A 15,303-nucleotide genomic window follows, 5' to 3' on the forward strand; every position below is an offset into this window, starting at 1 on the left:
CCTGTTTCTGCTGTGACTCCCTAAACCAACCCGGTTTGAAGCAAATATGGCTAGCTTACCTACCACGCAGTCCGGTGAGCGGAGCGCGAAGCCGCGCCGATCACTGAAGTCCCACGAACGAAGGGTCGGATTTGCTTTCGCGTTGCCTTCGCTGATCGCCTTCTTCGTTGTCATCCTGATTCCGTTTCTCCAGTCGCTCAAGCTCTCGTTCTATCGCTACACGATTGAAATGGATGAGCCGAAATTCATCGGGCTCAAAAACTTCAAAAAGCTGTTGAGTAATCCCGATACGTTGTCGATCTGGTTCAACACGCTAATATTCGTTGTGCTGACCACCAGTATCACGCTCGTCCTCGGGCTCGCGTGGGCCATGGTGCTCAATCAGTCATTCCGCGGCAAGGTGGTGCTACGCGCGCTTTCGTTGCTGCCCTGGGTGCTGCCTTCGACTGTCACTGCGTTTCTGGCGGCGTGGATCTTCAATGGTCAGTACGGCATTCTCAATGCAATCTTGCTACAACTGGGCATCATTCACGATCCGGTGCCCTGGCTCGCAGAAGCGCATTCGGCAATGGCCGCCGTGATCCTCACGCGCGTCTGGGTTTCGGTGCCACTCTTCATGGCGTTCTTCCTCGCCGGCCTGCAAGGTGTCTCGCAGGACCAGATGGACGCGGCGCGCGTAGACGGCTGCGAAAACCTTGCCATGTTTCGCTATGTCGTGCTTCCCCATCTCGCGCCGACCATCATCATCGTGACAATCCTCGGCGCCATGAGCAACCTGCAGGCCTTCGACGTGATCTACGCGCTGACGCAGGGTGGTCCGGTCAAGGCGACGACGATGCTGTCCATCGAGGTCTACAAGGAAGCGTTCCAGAACTGGGATATCGGCAGCGCATGTTCGATCGGCGTGCTCTGGTTCGTAACTATCGCTATTCCGTCGATCTTCTATCTGCGCATTCTGTTCAAGCGGGAGAAATAGGCATGTTGCTTCTTAATAACTGGCGCTCGCGTGCGGGTTTCACCGCGATGCTGTGTGCGATCGGAGCGTTTCTGTTCCTGCCGATCATCTGGATGGTCCTCACATCAATCAAGCCAGAAGGCGAGGTATTCGTTCGGATTCCTTCAATTTTTCCGCATGCGCCAACGCTGGAAAATTATCGCGCGCTGTTAGGTAATAGCGAAACCCTGGCGCAGCTGCGCAACAGCCTGATCACGGCGGGCGGCGGCGCGCTGCTGACGGTCATGCTGTCGACCTACGCGGCCTATAGTTTCGCCAAGTTCCGCTATTTCGGCCGCAAGCCGCTGATGTTCATGATGCTCTCGGCGCAGATGTTTCCCTTTGCCATGCTGCTGATCAGCGTTTATCCGATGTTGCAATGGGCCAATCTGCTCAATACGCGAGTTGGGCTGATCATCGCTTACATCATCCTCGCGCTGCCGAGCGGCACCTACATGCTGTACAGCTACTTCATCAGCATTCCGAGCGAAATCATCGAGGCGGCGCGCGTGGATGGTGCAAGTGAAATCTATATCCTGCATCGGATCGTGACGCCACTCGCCATTCCCGCAATGGTAACCGTCGGGCTGTATTCGTTCATGTGGGCCTGGAATGACCTGCTGTTTTCGCTCACGTTGATCACTTCGCCGGAGCTGCGCACGGTGGGTCCAGGTCTGCTGCTGAGCTACCTGGGTGAGGGGCGGGCGAACTGGGGTGGCGCAATGGCGGAATCGATCGTGATTTCGTTGCCGGTTGTGCTTGGATTCGCCTTCCTGCAGCGCTACTTCATCAAAGGCTTGACCGCTGGAGCCGTCAAATCATGAGACTCGCAAACAAGGTGGCGATCGTCACAGGGGCCGGTCAAGGCATCGGCCGGGCGATTCTTGAACGCTTCGTGGCGGAAGGGGCGCAGGTCGTGGTGGTGGAACTCTCGCGAGAGTCTGGGGATCACGCGATCGCCGCGCTACCGTCCGATCGGGTCAGCATGCTTTACCTCGACGCACACGCGCAGTCGACGGTGGACGAGGCGATTCGCGTGGCAAAAGAGCAATTCGGCGGGCTCGACATCCTCGTCAACAACGCTGTTCGGTACGTGAGCGCCAGTATCACGAACGAAACCGACGAAGGTTGGGCCAGCACCATCGACTCGGCGCTGACGGCCACGTTTCGCTTCTGCCGCGCCGCTGTGCCGGAGATGATAGCGCGCGGCGGTGGATCGATTATTAACCTCGCATCGGTCAACCAGCTTGTCGCCAATCCTGGGCTTGCGGCTTATACCGCTGCCAAAGGCGGTGTCCATGCGCTGACGAAGCAGATCGCCGTGGAGTTTGGCAGGCAGCGCGTGCGATGCAATGCGATTTCCCCCGCGTTCATCGTGACGGAGCGGACGGGTCAAGGGCTCACAGCCGCCGATCTTGCCGCCGTCGCGCAGAGCTATCCGCTGGGCCGACTCGGCGAACCCGCCGACATTGCCAATGCCGCTGTGTTTCTCGCAAGCGAGGAGTCGTCGTTCATCACGGGCGTGGATCTCCCGCTCGACGGCGGCCTGACGTCGCTGGCCGCCAGTGCGCTCCTTTCAAACCATATTCGGACTTCGTGGGGACTTCCTCCCCTGCCTATCGTGGAGAACAAGAAATGACAATGACGATCGCCCACACCAATCTGGCCGGCGTCTTTCCCGTATTGCCCACCCCGTTCATGGAGGACGGAAGCCCCGACGTTGCCAGTCTGCGCAATCTGGTGCGATATCTCGTGACGGCTGGCGTGGACGGCATCACGTATCCTGGTGTCGCGAGCGAATTCGGGCAGTTGACCACCGATGAGCGCGCCATGCTCACCGACGTTGTGCTCGATGAAATCGACGGCCGCGTGCCGCTGGTCGCCGGCGTTTCGCACACTGACGCCGAAGTGACGATTCGCCTCGCTCAGCAAGCGGCGAAGGGCGGCGCAGCCGCGCTGATGATTGCCGTTCCGCCGGAGCGTAAGACGGCACAGGCGCAGATCGAATTTTTCAGCCGTGTCGCAGATGCCGTTCCCGACACCGCCATCATGCTGCAGAACGTGCCGGCTCCCGTTGGCGCCGGTCTTGACCCCGATGTGCTGCTTGAAATCCTGACGGCGGTACCTTCCATCCGGTACATCAAGGAAGAGACGCTGCCGAGCGGCCAGCGTCTGTCGACGATCAGGCGCAGCGCACCTGAGACGTTGCGCGGTGTGTTCGGTGGCGCGGGCGGACGCTACATCACTGACGAATTGCGGCGTGGCGCGTGCGGGACCATGCCGGCGGTCGAGCTCGCCGAAGTGCATGTTGCACTGTTTCAGGCCCACCGTACCGGCCAAAGCGATCAAGTGCGAGAGCTGTTCACCCGAATGCTGCCGATCCTGAACGTGCAAGCGGTGTTCCGCTGGTCGCTGACCAAGTATGTATTGCATCGGCGCGGGCTGATTCAGTGCCGCGTGCAGCGCGCGAAAGGGCCGTTGCTCGACGCCGCTGACGCAGTTGATGTCGATACCTTCCTGCACGACATCGACGATCTGCTGATTTCCCAGAAAGTGCTTCCCACCATCGGAGACCGAATTCATGGCACAGCTTGAATTGCGGCAGGTTCACAAGTCCTTCGGCGACACGTCGGTCATTCACAATGTCGACCTTCACGTTGCCGACGGCGAGTTCTGCGTGTTTGTTGGACCCTCTGGGTGTGGCAAGTCCACGTTGTTGCGTCTGATTGCGGGCCTCGAGGAAAGCACCTCCGGTCAGATCTCGATTGGCGATCAAAACGTGACGGCTTTGCCGCCCGCGAAGCGCGGTATTGCGATGGTGTTTCAGTCGTATGCGCTGTATCCGCACATGAGTGTTGCGGAAAACATGGGTTTTGGACTGCGCATGGCCAATGCGCCGAAGGCGCAGATCGACACCAAGGTCCAGCAGAGCGCGCGTATTCTGCAGATCGAACACCTGCTTGGCAGAAGGCCGAAAGACCTGTCCGGCGGCCAGCGTCAGCGCGTCGCCATCGGCCGCGCGATCGTGCGCGAGCCTTCACTGTTTCTATTCGACGAACCGCTGTCTAACCTCGACGCCGCCCTTCGGGTCGAAATGCGGCTTGAACTCGCTCGTATCAAGGAAGAACTTGGGACGACATTCGTCTACGTGACGCACGATCAGGTTGAAGCCATGACGCTCGCGGACAAGATCGTCGTCTTGCGTGATGGCAAGATCGAACAGGTGGGGCGGCCGCTGAACCTGTATCACCATCCGGCGAACCGCTTTGTCGCGGGGTTTATCGGCTCTCCGAAAATGAACTTCATTGACGTGACCGCGAATCCGCTGGATTCGCGTACGGTCGAAGTGGATATGCCTGGCGGCCGCTTGCGCGTGCCGACCGTGAAGCGCATTAGCGATCGGAACCTGACGCTCGGCGTGCGCCCGGAACATACCCGCATCGTGCCGATCCAGGACGCAGTCGTGACCGGTCAGGTCACCCTTGCGGAGCGGCTCGGCAGTGAGACGTTCGTCTATGTGAAAACAGGGGTCGGCACGGTCATGGTTAAGCTCGACGGTGCCACGACCTGTGCCAAGGGCGAGACGGTGGGTCTCGCCTTCATCGACAACGAAGTGCATCTGTTCGACGGCAGCGGTTTGCGCGTTTCCGGATTCTGACCCACGACGAGACGATCGATATGAATACCGCACCCAAAATCGCATCGGTCGAGACCTTCATCGTCTCGATCCCGCGCGACGAACCTTACCTCGGCGGGCTCGGCAAGGACGAGCAGGTCAATAGCCGCGGCTACCTGATCCGCAAAGGTAACGGGACGATCTACCCGACCACCGACATGTCGGTGCTCATCAAGCTGACGACCGATAACGGCACGGTTGGCTGGGGCGAGACCTACGGCATCGTGGCGCCGGAAGCCGTGACCGCAATCATCGACGACGTGCTCGGACCGGCGGTCATCGGGCGAGATCCGCGCGACGCCGTGGTGATCCAGGAAGACCTGTACGACATGATGCGGGTGCGGGGATTCTTCGGCGGCTTTTTCGTCGATTCCATCGCGGGCGTGGATATCGCCATGTGGGATCTGTTCGGGAAGCTCGTTGGTCAGCCCGTGGTCAAGCTCATCGGTGGCCAGCGTCGTTCGTCGATTCCCGCCTACGTGTCCGGGCTTCCCGGCAAGTCTCTGGATGACCGCGTGGCGCTGGCTCGTACGTTCATGCCGCGAGGATTTAATGCGTTCAAATACCACTCGGCGGTATCATTCGACGGCATCGTCGACGAAATGCGCGCGCTTCGTGAGGGGCTCGGAGATGATGTGGAGTTGATGGTCGACCTGCACTGGAAATTCACGGCGCAGGAAGCCATCCAGCTTATAGACCGGCTGACTCCATATCGTCCGTATTTCGTCGAGGCGCCGGTTCAGCCCGAGGATATCGAAGGCCAGTTGCACGTGGGCGCGAACATCCGGGTGCCTCTCGCATTGGGGGAAGAGTGGCGCACGGTCTTCGAATACCGCCCGCGTCTGGAAAAGCGCTCCATGTCCATCATTCAGCCCGAAATGGGGCATATCGGTATCAGCCAGTTCATGCAAATTGCACGAATGGCCAACGCGTTTCATATGAAGGTGATTCCGCACGCGAGCATTGGTGTCGGCATTTTTCAGGCGGCGAGCCTGCATGCGACGGCAGCGCTTCCCAATGCACCGATGCACGAATATCAGCACTCGGTTTTCGACCGTAATCTGCAATATGTGCAGACCAGCATGCGGTGCGTCAATGGCGCGTTTCACTTGCCCGAGGGGCCGGGACTCGGCATTGAGCCCAACGAAAAGTTATGGCAGCACGTTCGGAAAAAGCCTGTGGTGTAAAGACGGAACGAGCGCAGCGGGAATGAATGGTTTCACGCTGCGTTACCATTACTTTATTTTTTGATAAATTTATAAGGAGTCCAAATCATGAAGCCATCGTTCATTAGCCTTGATTGGGGAACGTCGAGTCTACGCGCAGTACTCGTATCGGAAGAGGGCGCAATCATCGAGGCGCGAAGCGCCCCGGGCGGAGTGATGGCGGTAAAGGATCGGCAGTTCCAGGCATCACTGTACGCGATCTGCAGCGACTGGATCGAAAATTGCGGCTGCCCGATCGTGGCGAGCGGGATGATCGGTAGCCGGCAAGGCTGGGTGGAGGCGCCTTATCTCGACTGCCCGGCGACGCCCGCAACCGCAGCGCAAGCGCTGACGACGCTGCGGATTTCCGAGCGGGTCGACATGCATATCGTTCCTGGCTTGCGCTGTGGTTCGAAGACGACGATGTACGACGTCATGCGCGGCGAAGAAACGCAGATCTGGGGCGCGGACGTGTCTCCCGACAGTGTGTGTGTCTTGCCCGGCACGCACAGCAAATGGGTCTTCGTCGACGAACATTTGAGGATCAAGCGGTTCGCGACCTACTTGACCGGGGAGTTGTACGGTTTGCTGACGAAGCACGGCATACTTGGCCGGCTGATGGAGTTTGGTGATTCGGATAGAGAAGCGTTCGCGCGCGGTGCAACGCTGGGATTGAAACATTCGGCGCAAGCTTCGCACGTGCTGTTTGCAGCGCGTACAGCAGCACTGATGGGGGAAGTGCATCCGGCTGGATTGCCTGATTATCTGTCCGGCATCCTGATCGGCGTGGAGGTGGCGAGCGCATTGGCCGCGGAAAATGTCAGCGGTGACCAACGAATCATTCTGATCGGAGACGACGATTTGTGCTGCCGTTACGAAGAGGTTCTACAGCTTGCTGGATTAAAGTCGGATCGCGCGGCCGATGGTGCCACCGTTCAGGGCCATGTCCGCGTTGCGAGAGAAGCGGGCATTCTGGCGTGCGAGTCAGCCTGAGAATCCACGGAAATGCAGCCTCCCATCAACTTGCCGGTCCCGTATCGGCCGCACGCGGGATTCATTGCCTCATTCGAGAGATGTCCGTTAATCGCGATCCTGCGCGGCATTACGGCAGCGGATGCGGCAGACCATGGCCGTGCACTCTACGAAGCAGGTTTTCGCGTCGTCGAAGTGCCGCTGAATTCACCGCGGCCGTTTGACAGCATAGAGGCAATCCGGCGGGCGTTGCCCGAAGACGCCATCGTCGGAGCAGGAACCGTACTGCGACCGGACCTCGCTAACGACGTGAAAGCAGCGGGCGGCGACCTGATTGTCATGCCGCACAGCGACGCCGAAATCGTGCTTGCCGCAAAAGCACTGGGGCTCGCCTGTGTACCAGGCGTTGCGACATTGAATGAAGCGTTCCTCGCGCTGAAGAACGGCGCCGACGTACTCAAGGTATTCCCTGCCGAACAGCTTGGCGCGCATGTCATCAAGGCGTGGCGCGCGGTCATCGCAAAGGAAATCCCGCTCGTGCCGGTTGGCGGCATCGCGCCGGACAACATGGGTCCGCTCCTCTCTGCGGGTGCGAACGGTTTCGGTCTTGGCTCTGCGCTGTACAAGCCAGGGCAGTGCGCCTCGGTCACGGCTTCGCTTGCGAAGGCATACGTAGACGGCTTGCATTCAGCTAGCCGATAGACTCGACATGAAAGGTGTTGTAGCTCGCGGTGAAAACCGCGAGATCACGCACTGCCCAACGCATGTCGTACGAAGCCGACTTATTTCGGGGGTATTTGCTCAAGCGTAAGGACGGTGCCTGGCGAAGAACCTCCGTTGGCCGCAGCCTGATTTGGCCCATTGACTCCGGAAGACAGACTTGTTTGTGTTGCCGACATATTTGCCGAATGGGCGGTGGTTTGCGAGGAGTCGTCGCCGCCGCAGGCGGACAAAAGGAGTGAGAGACACACTGCGCCATATGCCGCAGCCACGGGTTGCTTCCTGATAAGACCAGACTTGATCATGATCGGATCGATTGAGCAGGTGTTGGGTGAGAAGCCGCCTCGGGCGGCCCGAGGGCTAGGGTCAGTTTACGCGGAGGAACTTGACGTTTTCTGCACGTGCACAACCGCTGCCGCTCGACGTTAGCGTCACCGTCGTTGAATTGCCCGCAGGGACGGCGATCGGCGCTGCGGTGAGCAGTATCCAGCCGGTAGTGCCGGTTGTGCCATTGACCATGGTGGTCTGCCCGGCAACATTCAGGCTCATGTTTGGATCACTGTTGGCATTGACAATGTTGTAGTAGTAGACGTTGTAGTTGCCGGCGTTCAGGACTGTTGGCGTCCACGTGGCTGTGTTACCGGCCGTGTTGCAGGTGGCGTAGCGCGATACGTATCCCTTTGTCCAGCCGGGAAGGCTAGAGGTGTACCAGGTTCCGGTGACCTCTGCGTAACCCGTGCCTGCGTCGTTATAGTCAGAGTAGTAATCCTTCTGCCAGTAGGTTGCATAGGCCCAGTTACTGTGGTCCGTAGCTGCCGTGGGTGACTCGGTTGCTACGGTGGAAAGCCAGATATTGATGTAATCGTTCGTGTCCGTGCTGGGTGAGTATGTGGTGCTGTACATCAAGTTGCCGTCGACGTAGTAAGTGATCGAACCTTCTTCCCAGTCAACGCCATACGTGTGGTAGCCCGTCGAAAAGTTTGCTCCCGACGCGAAGTAGGGATACACATACTGGCCGGAAGTTATTTCTGGCGTGCTGGTGAACGGCGGATACCACTCAAAAAGGTTGTGCCGGATGTAAGTCGGCGTCTTGGAATCGATTTCGAAGGCGTCGATCTCGGTACGTCGGGCTGAGGTGTAGGTATTCGAACCGTTGCCTCCGTCCTCCTGAAACCAGAAGGAGCTATGCCAGCCGGAGGTGGAATTGATCTGGGCGGAAGTTTCATAGTAGCCGTACCGGAACGCCTGCGTGCTGATAATGCCGCCGCCGGTAAACTGCTGCGTGATGGTCCCACTCGAAGTCTGCACGTTCGGTGTGGCTTGCTTGAGAAGCGCGATGGTCAGACCGTTGTTGACGCTTACGTTGGCGGGGGTCTGCACGCTCTGCAACCCTGACTTCCACTGATCCGTGCGATAGGTCCACTTCGATGTGTCGAGTGTCGCCCCACTGAAGTTGTCGGTAAACACGGGATTGGCAGCGACGTCTGCCGTCCAACCGTTGGTTCCAACCGGTGGACCCGAGGCCTCTGCGAGCGGGACAACGACAACCAAGCCCAGAATACCCGCGACTGCGGTAGCCAGAGGGGCAGGGCGAAGCGATTTCAATGGCGCACGCAGGCGCGCAACCTTCTGTCTCATGGTGCTCCCGTCTAAAAAGTTTGGCTTGTTGGTTCCGATTATCGGAACAACTAGAAGATTAATGGCGGAATAAGCTCGCGTGAAATAAGTGTTAGTACCTAAAAATTCCGATCAATAGAACGATTGGAGTTTTTGTTGTTTTTTTGTTATCCGTTCAATGGAATTTCAGAGATAGTCGCGCGGACCACTGCCAATGCAGCGCGGGATCCACGCGGATAGGTGCTCCCGGATTAAGGCAGGAGAGGTGGAGAGGAGGTCGTGGAGAGGGCGTCTTGGCAAGGAGCATAGGCAATAGGCAGCCCTGCAGCCGACGCGTTTTGGCCGCCACGACTACAATGAAATTACCGACCGTCGGCTCTTCGCCGGTGTGGCCGGGGTGACGTCACCTGTCTTCGGAGGGAATCAATCGTGAAGTTCCTTCTCTACGCCGTAACGGCGCTCGCTGTATCAACAGTTCCAGCAGTTTCCTTCGCACAGTCAACGGTGCCCTTGACCCGGGCTCAAGTCATTGCCGAGCTCATCGAGGTCGAGAATGCGGGCTTCCATCCTGGATCCGTCGACTACGTTGAGTACCCCGATAATCTTCAGGCAGCAGAAGCACGTGTCGCAGCGGAGCACACCAGGCACATCACCGTACCGAAAGCCAACGGCTTATCGCAATAGCTCTTGTCAGAACGACAGTGTCGACGGGCGGATACATGGACGAGCAGATGCACGGGAGACCGGTCTAACAAATGATCAATCGGTAGTCGGCAGATCCCCGGTTGACCGTGCTCGTTGCAGCCGCACCTTAGAAAGGGAGCACGGCCGCGCGAGGTCCGACTGCGGAAGTTCAGGATCGGACCAGATACATGCGACATAACCTGGTGCGAACACTGTCGCGACAAGTGCGCAACTCTCCATTTGCGGCGTCGCCTCGGCGATCGATTCCGCAGTATGGGTAGGAGGATGGGTGGACCGCGTCTATGCGACATGGAAGCCAAACCTGGCGGGGCTTTGCGGCTGATGTTTGGAGTTGGCTGCCTTCCCCCGAACAGCAAACAGGTACATCCGGTTTGATGAGTAAAACAATCACTTTTTCGCGTTAATATGTATTCCTCACGGTGCAGCGCAAGGCCCGCTCGCGTCGTATTCCGGCTTAAGTGGTCGATCGAGTGGTCACAAGAAGCTCGCGCCAGCGGCGGCCGGACATGCACTGATCTGTGAGGCCCAAGCCAGTGCACGCCGTCGCTGATTTCCGCGGCGCGCGCCGGCAAGCTGTTGCCTCCGTTGCCTGTGGTTAATCTGGAAGGCATGCGGCAGACACGCTTACGCGCAAAGCGCTCGAGTCGGCTATTCCTCAGTAAGGCAACGATCCGGAATTTGCGGCGCAGCCTATCGATAACTTCACGTTCTACGAGTCTGGAAGGGCCCTGTCAGCGGTGACGCTTTCAGACCGGCTTTTCCGGAAGCGGAACGACTGGCGGCGCAATGGGACAAGGTCTGGGGACAGTTGGGCTTCTAGTTCGCGACTATAAAAGAAGTAAGTGGATCGAAACACCACCGGAGCTTGCAATTACTGCATTGAACGGGCCTTGGTCGTCTGGCGCAACGTCATCGCAGCGTTTGCGTGGCCCCATTCAGCACTCAGCGAGCATCCAACTCAGGCGGCGCGGTGCACATCGGATCGTCACGGAAGCGCGCGAAGATCTCGCTTTCGCGGAATCGCGCGATGCTGATCTGTGCACCGGCAAACAGGTCCGGCGCCGCCCAATCGGCAAGCGCGAGAGCCGGACATCCTTTGACGCGATGTGACGGGTAGGCGAATCCATCCGGCCGCTCGCCCAGAGGCTTCATCAACATGGCTTCACGCATCTGCAAACCAAGGTGCTGACAGGTTTCGTGATCGCGCTCCGAAATCGGATCCTGGATGCCGAGCCTGCTGCTGTGATCTTCGCCCAGATTCCACAGCACCAGCGGTTTTGCAAATTGAATTGAAGCAAGCACGCCATCAGCTTCAGCCTTCCGCGGGACGTGAAAACCGTTCCCGGCCCCCCGATTGTTGAGCACCGCCAGTGAATTGCGCTACATGGGCCATACCCTGAGCGACAACCGACACGGTCTGGTGGCCAATGCCGTGGTGACGATCGCTGATGGTCATGCCGAGCGCGAAGCCGCCAAGATCATGATTAATGATGCCAGACAGGCGCTCGATGACCCGGCGCGCGAGATCACGCTCGGAGCTGACAAGGGCTATGACGCCCAGGAATTCGTGGAGGCCTGTGTGGACATGAAGGTCGCGCCGCATGTGGCGCAGAACAAGTCGGGACGGCATTCGGCGGTGCCGGATGCGATTGCCCAAAGCGCGGGCTACGCCATCTCGCAGCAAAAACGCAAGCTGATTGAGCAGGGATTCGGCTGGGCCAAGACGGTTGGGGGCATGCGTCAGGTGATGGTGCGCGGCCTGAAGAAAGTGGACCAGATGCTTGTGCTGACGATGGCGGCGTACAACCTGGTTCGTATGCGCACCTTGGGACAAATCCGTACGCAGGTGGCGCAATAAGCTAAATCGGGGCTAAAAGAGGCGCCGACTAGCCACCAGAGACGGGAATCGGGCGATCAATTCCCGGATGGTGAAAAAACGACTACAGCTTCCCCTTCGGGAGGAAAGCCGCTCGTGATTGCTTCGGGTATTTCCGCAGCCTGCTAAACCCGCGAGTTCTCTTCAGAGCCTGGCGGGTTTTTCTTTGCCTGCGGGGGCGCGGGCTACATAGAGTCGCTCAGCCGTTCAGTTGCGACTCGACGTTCAGGACGATCCGTGCGACCGGGTTGTTGTCTGCGGATTGCGGCGCGAACTTGATCTGGGCGAAGGTGACGACACCGAGAGCGACGACCAGGAGGGCTCCAGACGCGGCGATGCGGGGAAGGTATTTCACAGGGACCTCATTGCGATGGTGTAGACAGAAACTGGGCGAAGCTGACAGGCGTGTCGAATCACCCTTCAGCGGCATGTCTGCCCGCAACCCGGCAACGCCGGACGCGGTCGTCAGATCGCACTTGCCGATCGGACAGTGCTTGTGCAGTGCACTATAACACGACCGTCAGATCGCACCTACCGATCACACGGGCTTGTGCAGTGCACTATAAATGGTTTATCCGCGTGCCCAGTGCGACATCCTGTCGCCAGCGGATGCCTAATTGCTTGAGCGTTTCGTGTACGAAAGATTTCTGTAGGCTGTAACGCGCCGCCATGCTATGTGGGCGATTCTCGCAGGTACGGACGATGTCGAGGTAGCCGCCTCGACAGGCTCCCCGCTGGAGCCAGCTAGATTGAAGATGGGTTTGCGGATGGTATCAATTGCGCTATCATTGGGTATCAACTGATACTTTAGTCGGGGGTCGCATGTCACTGATTACGCCTGAAGCAGTGGCCGCGGTCATGGAACTGCGGCAGGTGCCGCACACGCTCGCGGAACTCGAGGCACTTGTCCGCGACGGCCTGCCCAAGTCCGCGCTGCGCGCGGGCGTCGAACATGCGACGCAGGGTGCCGACGCCCGGCGTGCGCTACTTGCCCGCATCATCCCCGAAGCGACCTATAAGCGGCGTCGCGATCGGCTGACCCCAGACGAATCGGAAAAGACTGAGCGGCTGGCCAGGATCGTCGCGACGACGGCCTACGTCTGGAACGACGAAGAGGACGCGCGGGAATTCCTGTCGACGCCGCACCCGGAGCTCGAAGGGCGGGCGCCGCTCGATGTTGCGCTGACCGAGCTCGGTGCGCGCCGGGTCGAAGAGCTGCTCTGGAAACTGTTTTATGGGTTGCCGGCGTGAAGTTGTTTCGAATCGCCGACACTCGACACACGGTCTGGAGCGGCACCGGCGCGATGCTGGTGGGCGGCCGCTTCAATAGCCCGGGGCGACCGGTCATCTACGCCGCGTCGACATTCGCCGGTGCAATGCTCGAGGTTCTTGTTCATGCGCGCATTGGCAAGGTACCGAAGACACACGGATGGGTTGAAGCAACGGTTCCTGACGATGTTCGCGTCGAACGCCATTCGGCCGAATCGTTGCCGGGGGGATGGGATGCGCCAGCACTGCAAGCGGCAAGGGAGTTCGGCGACGCTTGGCTGACCGAGTCGCGTACCGCGCTCCTGATCGTACCTTCGGTCGTTGTCCGTGCAGAGTTCAACGTGCTGGTCAATCCCGCACACCCCGACGCGACGCGGATTGCCGTGACCGAGCCGCAACCCGTGGTGTGGGACGAACGCCTCTTTGTGATGCCGTCGGTCGGCCACTCCTAGATTATGATGGTGGTCGGCTAGCCTTGCCTCGGCGCTTTGCTCCTCGAGGGAGATGCCCAGGACGTCGCTTCTAGTTTAGTTCGCACTCGCCGCTCGCAATGGCACGTGCAGTGCCGTCTTATATTCTCCTTGTCTGGTTGCCAAAGCCGACACGGCTGTCATTTTTTGTCGATCGCCCTGACGACTTGACATAACATAATTTGGCCCTTTTTATTCATGTCGAGGCCATTTCAAGATGTCGTAGCGGCAGCTAAATACAGATGTCGTGTTTTTAAGGGTTAAAAGGTCTATCTTTCATGGGTTACTGATCACGCAGTGTTGAAGGATCCGTCCTGAATGGGCAGGGCGCTTACGTCTGCGTCGACCACCTTTGCAGACCGACGGCCAGGTTTGCGGGGTTGCGGTTGTGCCTGTCTTTGCTGGGCAAGATCCACGACCACCTGTTCGATATCCGCCTGCGTGAATTCGCGTTGCTTCTTCTTGCCCGGTTGACGCTCGTTCCGGCTGGTCCGGGTCGAATCGCCCCGGTGCGTTCGGGAGGGCGCCTTGCCAATCCGGCTGTTATCGCGTTGCGCCTGCATCACCTGCGAGACCTGAAGTACGTGGCCCAGCCGCTTGTGCTCGACGACCGCACCCTGATCAACTTCGGCCAGCCGGTCGTACGAGTGGCATGGGATCGCCTTACCATCCGCACGGATCTCGATACGCCCGTTCGGGTACTCCCAAACCTCGATATACCGATCGATCAGCCGCCGGTTCTCCGGCGTATCGTCCATCAAATACCGAAGCCGGTCGTACTGCACGGTCAGCGCCTTCGTCACCTTCCGCGGCTCGCGCCAGGTGAGCACGAGGTCAAGGTTCTCGTCAGTCCTCAGCGGGCGGTGTGCGTCAAAGTCGCTCTTCGGAGGTTTTGCGAAACGCGCGTTGTAGGCAGCCGTGAAGGAGGGCGCCCAGGCATTGGCCTCAGCCATCGTGCTGATGCCGCGCAACCGCATTTCCTTCACCATCCGGTCCTGCAGCGTCAGGTGCGCGCGCTCGACACGCCCCTTGGCCGAGCTGCTGTTTGCACAGATTGTGTCGATGTTCAGCTCGTACATCGCCCGGCCAAAGTGCGTCACGCTGTTGCCCGTCTTGCCGGCGGCCGTATTCCGAAACACGCTTGCCTTGTCGCTGTAGAACGCTCCGGGCTTACCGTGACGCTCGATGTACGCACGCGTTGCCTCGAAGCAGCTGAACGTCGATTCGGTGGCCGTGAAAAGCACGTGCATTAGCCGGCTGGTTGCGTCGTCGACGTACACCAGCAGCGTGCACTGAGGCGCCCGGTCTTCGAACCACGCATGCTCGCTGCCGTCGATCTGGATCAACTCGCCCAGGCACGACCGCCTGGCGCGTGGCTGGTAGACCTTCGGTGGCCGCTGCCGGCGTGGCACCCACAGGCCGGCGTCCGTCATCAGCCTGCGAACCGTTTCCTTCGCCAGACGGATGCCGTTGTGAATGGCGGTCGGAATCCGACATTGGATGGCGGCGTCGGACAGCCGTGCGACGCGATTGCTGTTCAGCCCGGCGACTCTGGGACGTTTCATGAGGCTCAGATTCGGGTGCGTCGGAGGGAGCCCGTAGGGCGAGCGCAGACGCACCGGGGATGTGCGGTTCGGCAGGGGGATGACGCGGGAATCGGGATGCGGTAGAAGAACGACTACAACTGACCGCCGAAGAAACAGGCCGACACCGGTCCTAACCGCCAAGTTCATTCCAGTGTCGAGCCCCACACGCGCACAACGGGGTACGGGTGCCGGGCCAGTATGGCACGGCTGATC

15 protein-coding genes and 1 pseudogene are annotated in these 15,303 nt (G+C 59.3%); 12 read left to right on the plus strand and 4 right to left on the minus strand.

Annotated elements, in window-relative coordinates:
- Window positions 1–46 precede the first annotated feature (46 nt).
- The 8 genes from P3T43_RS34555 (at window position 47) to P3T43_RS34590 (ending at window position 7,549) form a co-directional block, all read left to right on the plus strand.
- Complete coding sequence (locus tag P3T43_RS34555; RefSeq protein ID WP_429285484.1) at window positions 47–976, plus strand: carbohydrate ABC transporter permease; 930 nt, start codon at window positions 47–49, stop codon at window positions 974–976.
- Window positions 892–1,818, plus strand: a complete 927-nt coding sequence (locus tag P3T43_RS34560; protein WP_429285485.1) for a carbohydrate ABC transporter permease — start codon at window positions 892–894, stop codon at window positions 1,816–1,818. The genes P3T43_RS34555 and P3T43_RS34560 overlap by 85 nt, the downstream gene beginning before the upstream one ends.
- Window positions 1,815–2,633 (plus strand): SDR family NAD(P)-dependent oxidoreductase, encoded by an 819-nt coding sequence (locus tag P3T43_RS34565; protein WP_429285486.1) that lies wholly within the window; start codon window positions 1,815–1,817, stop codon window positions 2,631–2,633. The genes P3T43_RS34560 and P3T43_RS34565 overlap by 4 nt, the downstream gene beginning before the upstream one ends.
- Window positions 2,630–3,589, plus strand: coding sequence for a dihydrodipicolinate synthase family protein (locus tag P3T43_RS34570; RefSeq protein WP_429285487.1), 960 nt, complete (start codon window positions 2,630–2,632; stop codon window positions 3,587–3,589). The genes P3T43_RS34565 and P3T43_RS34570 overlap by 4 nt, the downstream gene beginning before the upstream one ends.
- Window positions 3,576–4,652: an ABC transporter ATP-binding protein gene (locus P3T43_RS34575; RefSeq protein ID WP_429285488.1), complete on the plus strand. Its 1,077-nt coding sequence runs from the start codon at window positions 3,576–3,578 to the stop codon at window positions 4,650–4,652. The genes P3T43_RS34570 and P3T43_RS34575 overlap by 14 nt, the downstream gene beginning before the upstream one ends.
- Before the next feature lie 20 nt (window positions 4,653–4,672).
- Entirely contained in the window at window positions 4,673–5,857 is a 1,185-nt protein-coding gene (locus P3T43_RS34580) for a mandelate racemase/muconate lactonizing enzyme family protein (protein ID WP_429285489.1), read from the plus strand.
- A gap of 87 nt (window positions 5,858–5,944) precedes the next feature.
- The gene (locus tag P3T43_RS34585) at window positions 5,945–6,868 is read left to right on the plus strand and encodes a 2-dehydro-3-deoxygalactonokinase (protein ID WP_429285490.1); all 924 of its coding nucleotides are present in this window, start codon (window positions 5,945–5,947) and stop codon (window positions 6,866–6,868) included.
- 12 nt (window positions 6,869–6,880) lie between these two features.
- Complete coding sequence (locus P3T43_RS34590) at window positions 6,881–7,549, plus strand: 2-dehydro-3-deoxy-6-phosphogalactonate aldolase (RefSeq protein WP_429285491.1); 669 nt, start codon at window positions 6,881–6,883, stop codon at window positions 7,547–7,549.
- Between the two features lie 384 nt (window positions 7,550–7,933).
- Here P3T43_RS34590 and P3T43_RS34595 read toward each other — a convergent pair whose 3' ends face one another.
- Entirely contained in the window at window positions 7,934–9,205 is a 1,272-nt protein-coding gene (locus tag P3T43_RS34595; RefSeq protein WP_429285492.1) for a family 16 glycosylhydrolase, read from the minus strand.
- A gap of 408 nt (window positions 9,206–9,613) precedes the next feature.
- Between P3T43_RS34595 and P3T43_RS34600 the strand changes: the two genes are divergently transcribed.
- The gene (locus P3T43_RS34600) at window positions 9,614–9,868 is read left to right on the plus strand and encodes a DUF4148 domain-containing protein (protein WP_429285493.1); all 255 of its coding nucleotides are present in this window, start codon (window positions 9,614–9,616) and stop codon (window positions 9,866–9,868) included.
- 963 nt (window positions 9,869–10,831) lie between these two features.
- On the opposite strand, the gene P3T43_RS34605 is transcribed toward P3T43_RS34600, so the two are convergent.
- On the minus strand, window positions 10,832–11,191 hold the full coding sequence (locus P3T43_RS34605) for a hypothetical protein (RefSeq protein ID WP_429285494.1): 360 nt from the start codon (window positions 11,189–11,191) through the stop codon (window positions 10,832–10,834).
- Between the two features lie 61 nt (window positions 11,192–11,252).
- Here P3T43_RS34605 and P3T43_RS34610 point away from each other — a divergent pair.
- Window positions 11,253–11,747 (plus strand): annotated as a pseudogene (locus tag P3T43_RS34610) (transposase); the annotation flags it as partial.
- Between the two features lie 217 nt (window positions 11,748–11,964).
- On the opposite strand, the gene P3T43_RS34615 reads toward P3T43_RS34610, so the two are convergent.
- Complete coding sequence (locus P3T43_RS34615) at window positions 11,965–12,120, minus strand: hypothetical protein (protein WP_429285495.1); 156 nt, start codon at window positions 12,118–12,120, stop codon at window positions 11,965–11,967.
- Window positions 12,121–12,587: 467 nt separating this feature from the next.
- On the opposite strand from P3T43_RS34615, the gene P3T43_RS34620 reads away from it, so the two are divergent.
- A complete protein-coding gene (locus P3T43_RS34620) occupies window positions 12,588–13,016 on the plus strand; it encodes an antitoxin Xre/MbcA/ParS toxin-binding domain-containing protein (protein ID WP_046565320.1) in 429 nt (142 codons plus the stop codon).
- Window positions 13,013–13,486 carry an RES family NAD+ phosphorylase gene (locus tag P3T43_RS34625; protein WP_429285496.1) on the plus strand — a complete coding sequence of 158 codons (474 nt, stop codon included), beginning with the start codon at window positions 13,013–13,015 and terminating at the stop codon, window positions 13,484–13,486. Before P3T43_RS34620 ends, P3T43_RS34625 begins: the two co-directional genes overlap by 4 nt.
- Window positions 13,487–13,794: 308 nt before the next feature.
- Here the strand turns inward: P3T43_RS34625 and P3T43_RS34630 are convergent, their stop codons facing one another.
- Complete coding sequence (locus P3T43_RS34630; RefSeq protein WP_429285497.1) at window positions 13,795–15,255, minus strand: ISNCY family transposase; 1,461 nt, start codon at window positions 15,253–15,255, stop codon at window positions 13,795–13,797.
- Window positions 15,256–15,303 lie beyond the last annotated feature (48 nt).

Source organism: Paraburkholderia sp. GAS41 (assembly GCF_050436545.1).
In the GTDB taxonomy this organism is placed as follows: Bacteria; Pseudomonadota; Gammaproteobacteria; order Burkholderiales; family Burkholderiaceae; genus Paraburkholderia.

What these genes read in the sequence shown, in the direction of transcription:
- P3T43_RS34555 (WP_429285484.1), top strand. Translation starts at nt 47, where the DNA reads ATGGCTAGCTTACCTACCACGCAGTCCGGTGAGCGGAGCGCGAAGCCG.
- P3T43_RS34560 (WP_429285485.1), top strand. Translation starts at nt 892, where the DNA reads ATGTTCGATCGGCGTGCTCTGGTTCGTAACTATCGCTATTCCGTCGAT.
- P3T43_RS34565 (WP_429285486.1), top strand. Translation starts at nt 1,815, where the DNA reads ATGAGACTCGCAAACAAGGTGGCGATCGTCACAGGGGCCGGTCAAGGC.
- P3T43_RS34570 (WP_429285487.1), top strand. Translation starts at nt 2,630, where the DNA reads ATGACAATGACGATCGCCCACACCAATCTGGCCGGCGTCTTTCCCGTA.
- P3T43_RS34575 (WP_429285488.1), top strand. Translation starts at nt 3,576, where the DNA reads ATGGCACAGCTTGAATTGCGGCAGGTTCACAAGTCCTTCGGCGACACG.
- P3T43_RS34580 (WP_429285489.1), top strand. Translation starts at nt 4,673, where the DNA reads ATGAATACCGCACCCAAAATCGCATCGGTCGAGACCTTCATCGTCTCG.
- P3T43_RS34585 (WP_429285490.1), top strand. Translation starts at nt 5,945, where the DNA reads ATGAAGCCATCGTTCATTAGCCTTGATTGGGGAACGTCGAGTCTACGC.
- P3T43_RS34590 (WP_429285491.1), top strand. Translation starts at nt 6,881, where the DNA reads ATGCAGCCTCCCATCAACTTGCCGGTCCCGTATCGGCCGCACGCGGGA.
- P3T43_RS34595 (WP_429285492.1), bottom strand. Translation starts at nt 9,205, where the DNA reads ATGAGACAGAAGGTTGCGCGCCTGCGTGCGCCATTGAAATCGCTTCGC.
- P3T43_RS34620 (WP_046565320.1), top strand. Translation starts at nt 12,588, where the DNA reads ATGTCACTGATTACGCCTGAAGCAGTGGCCGCGGTCATGGAACTGCGG.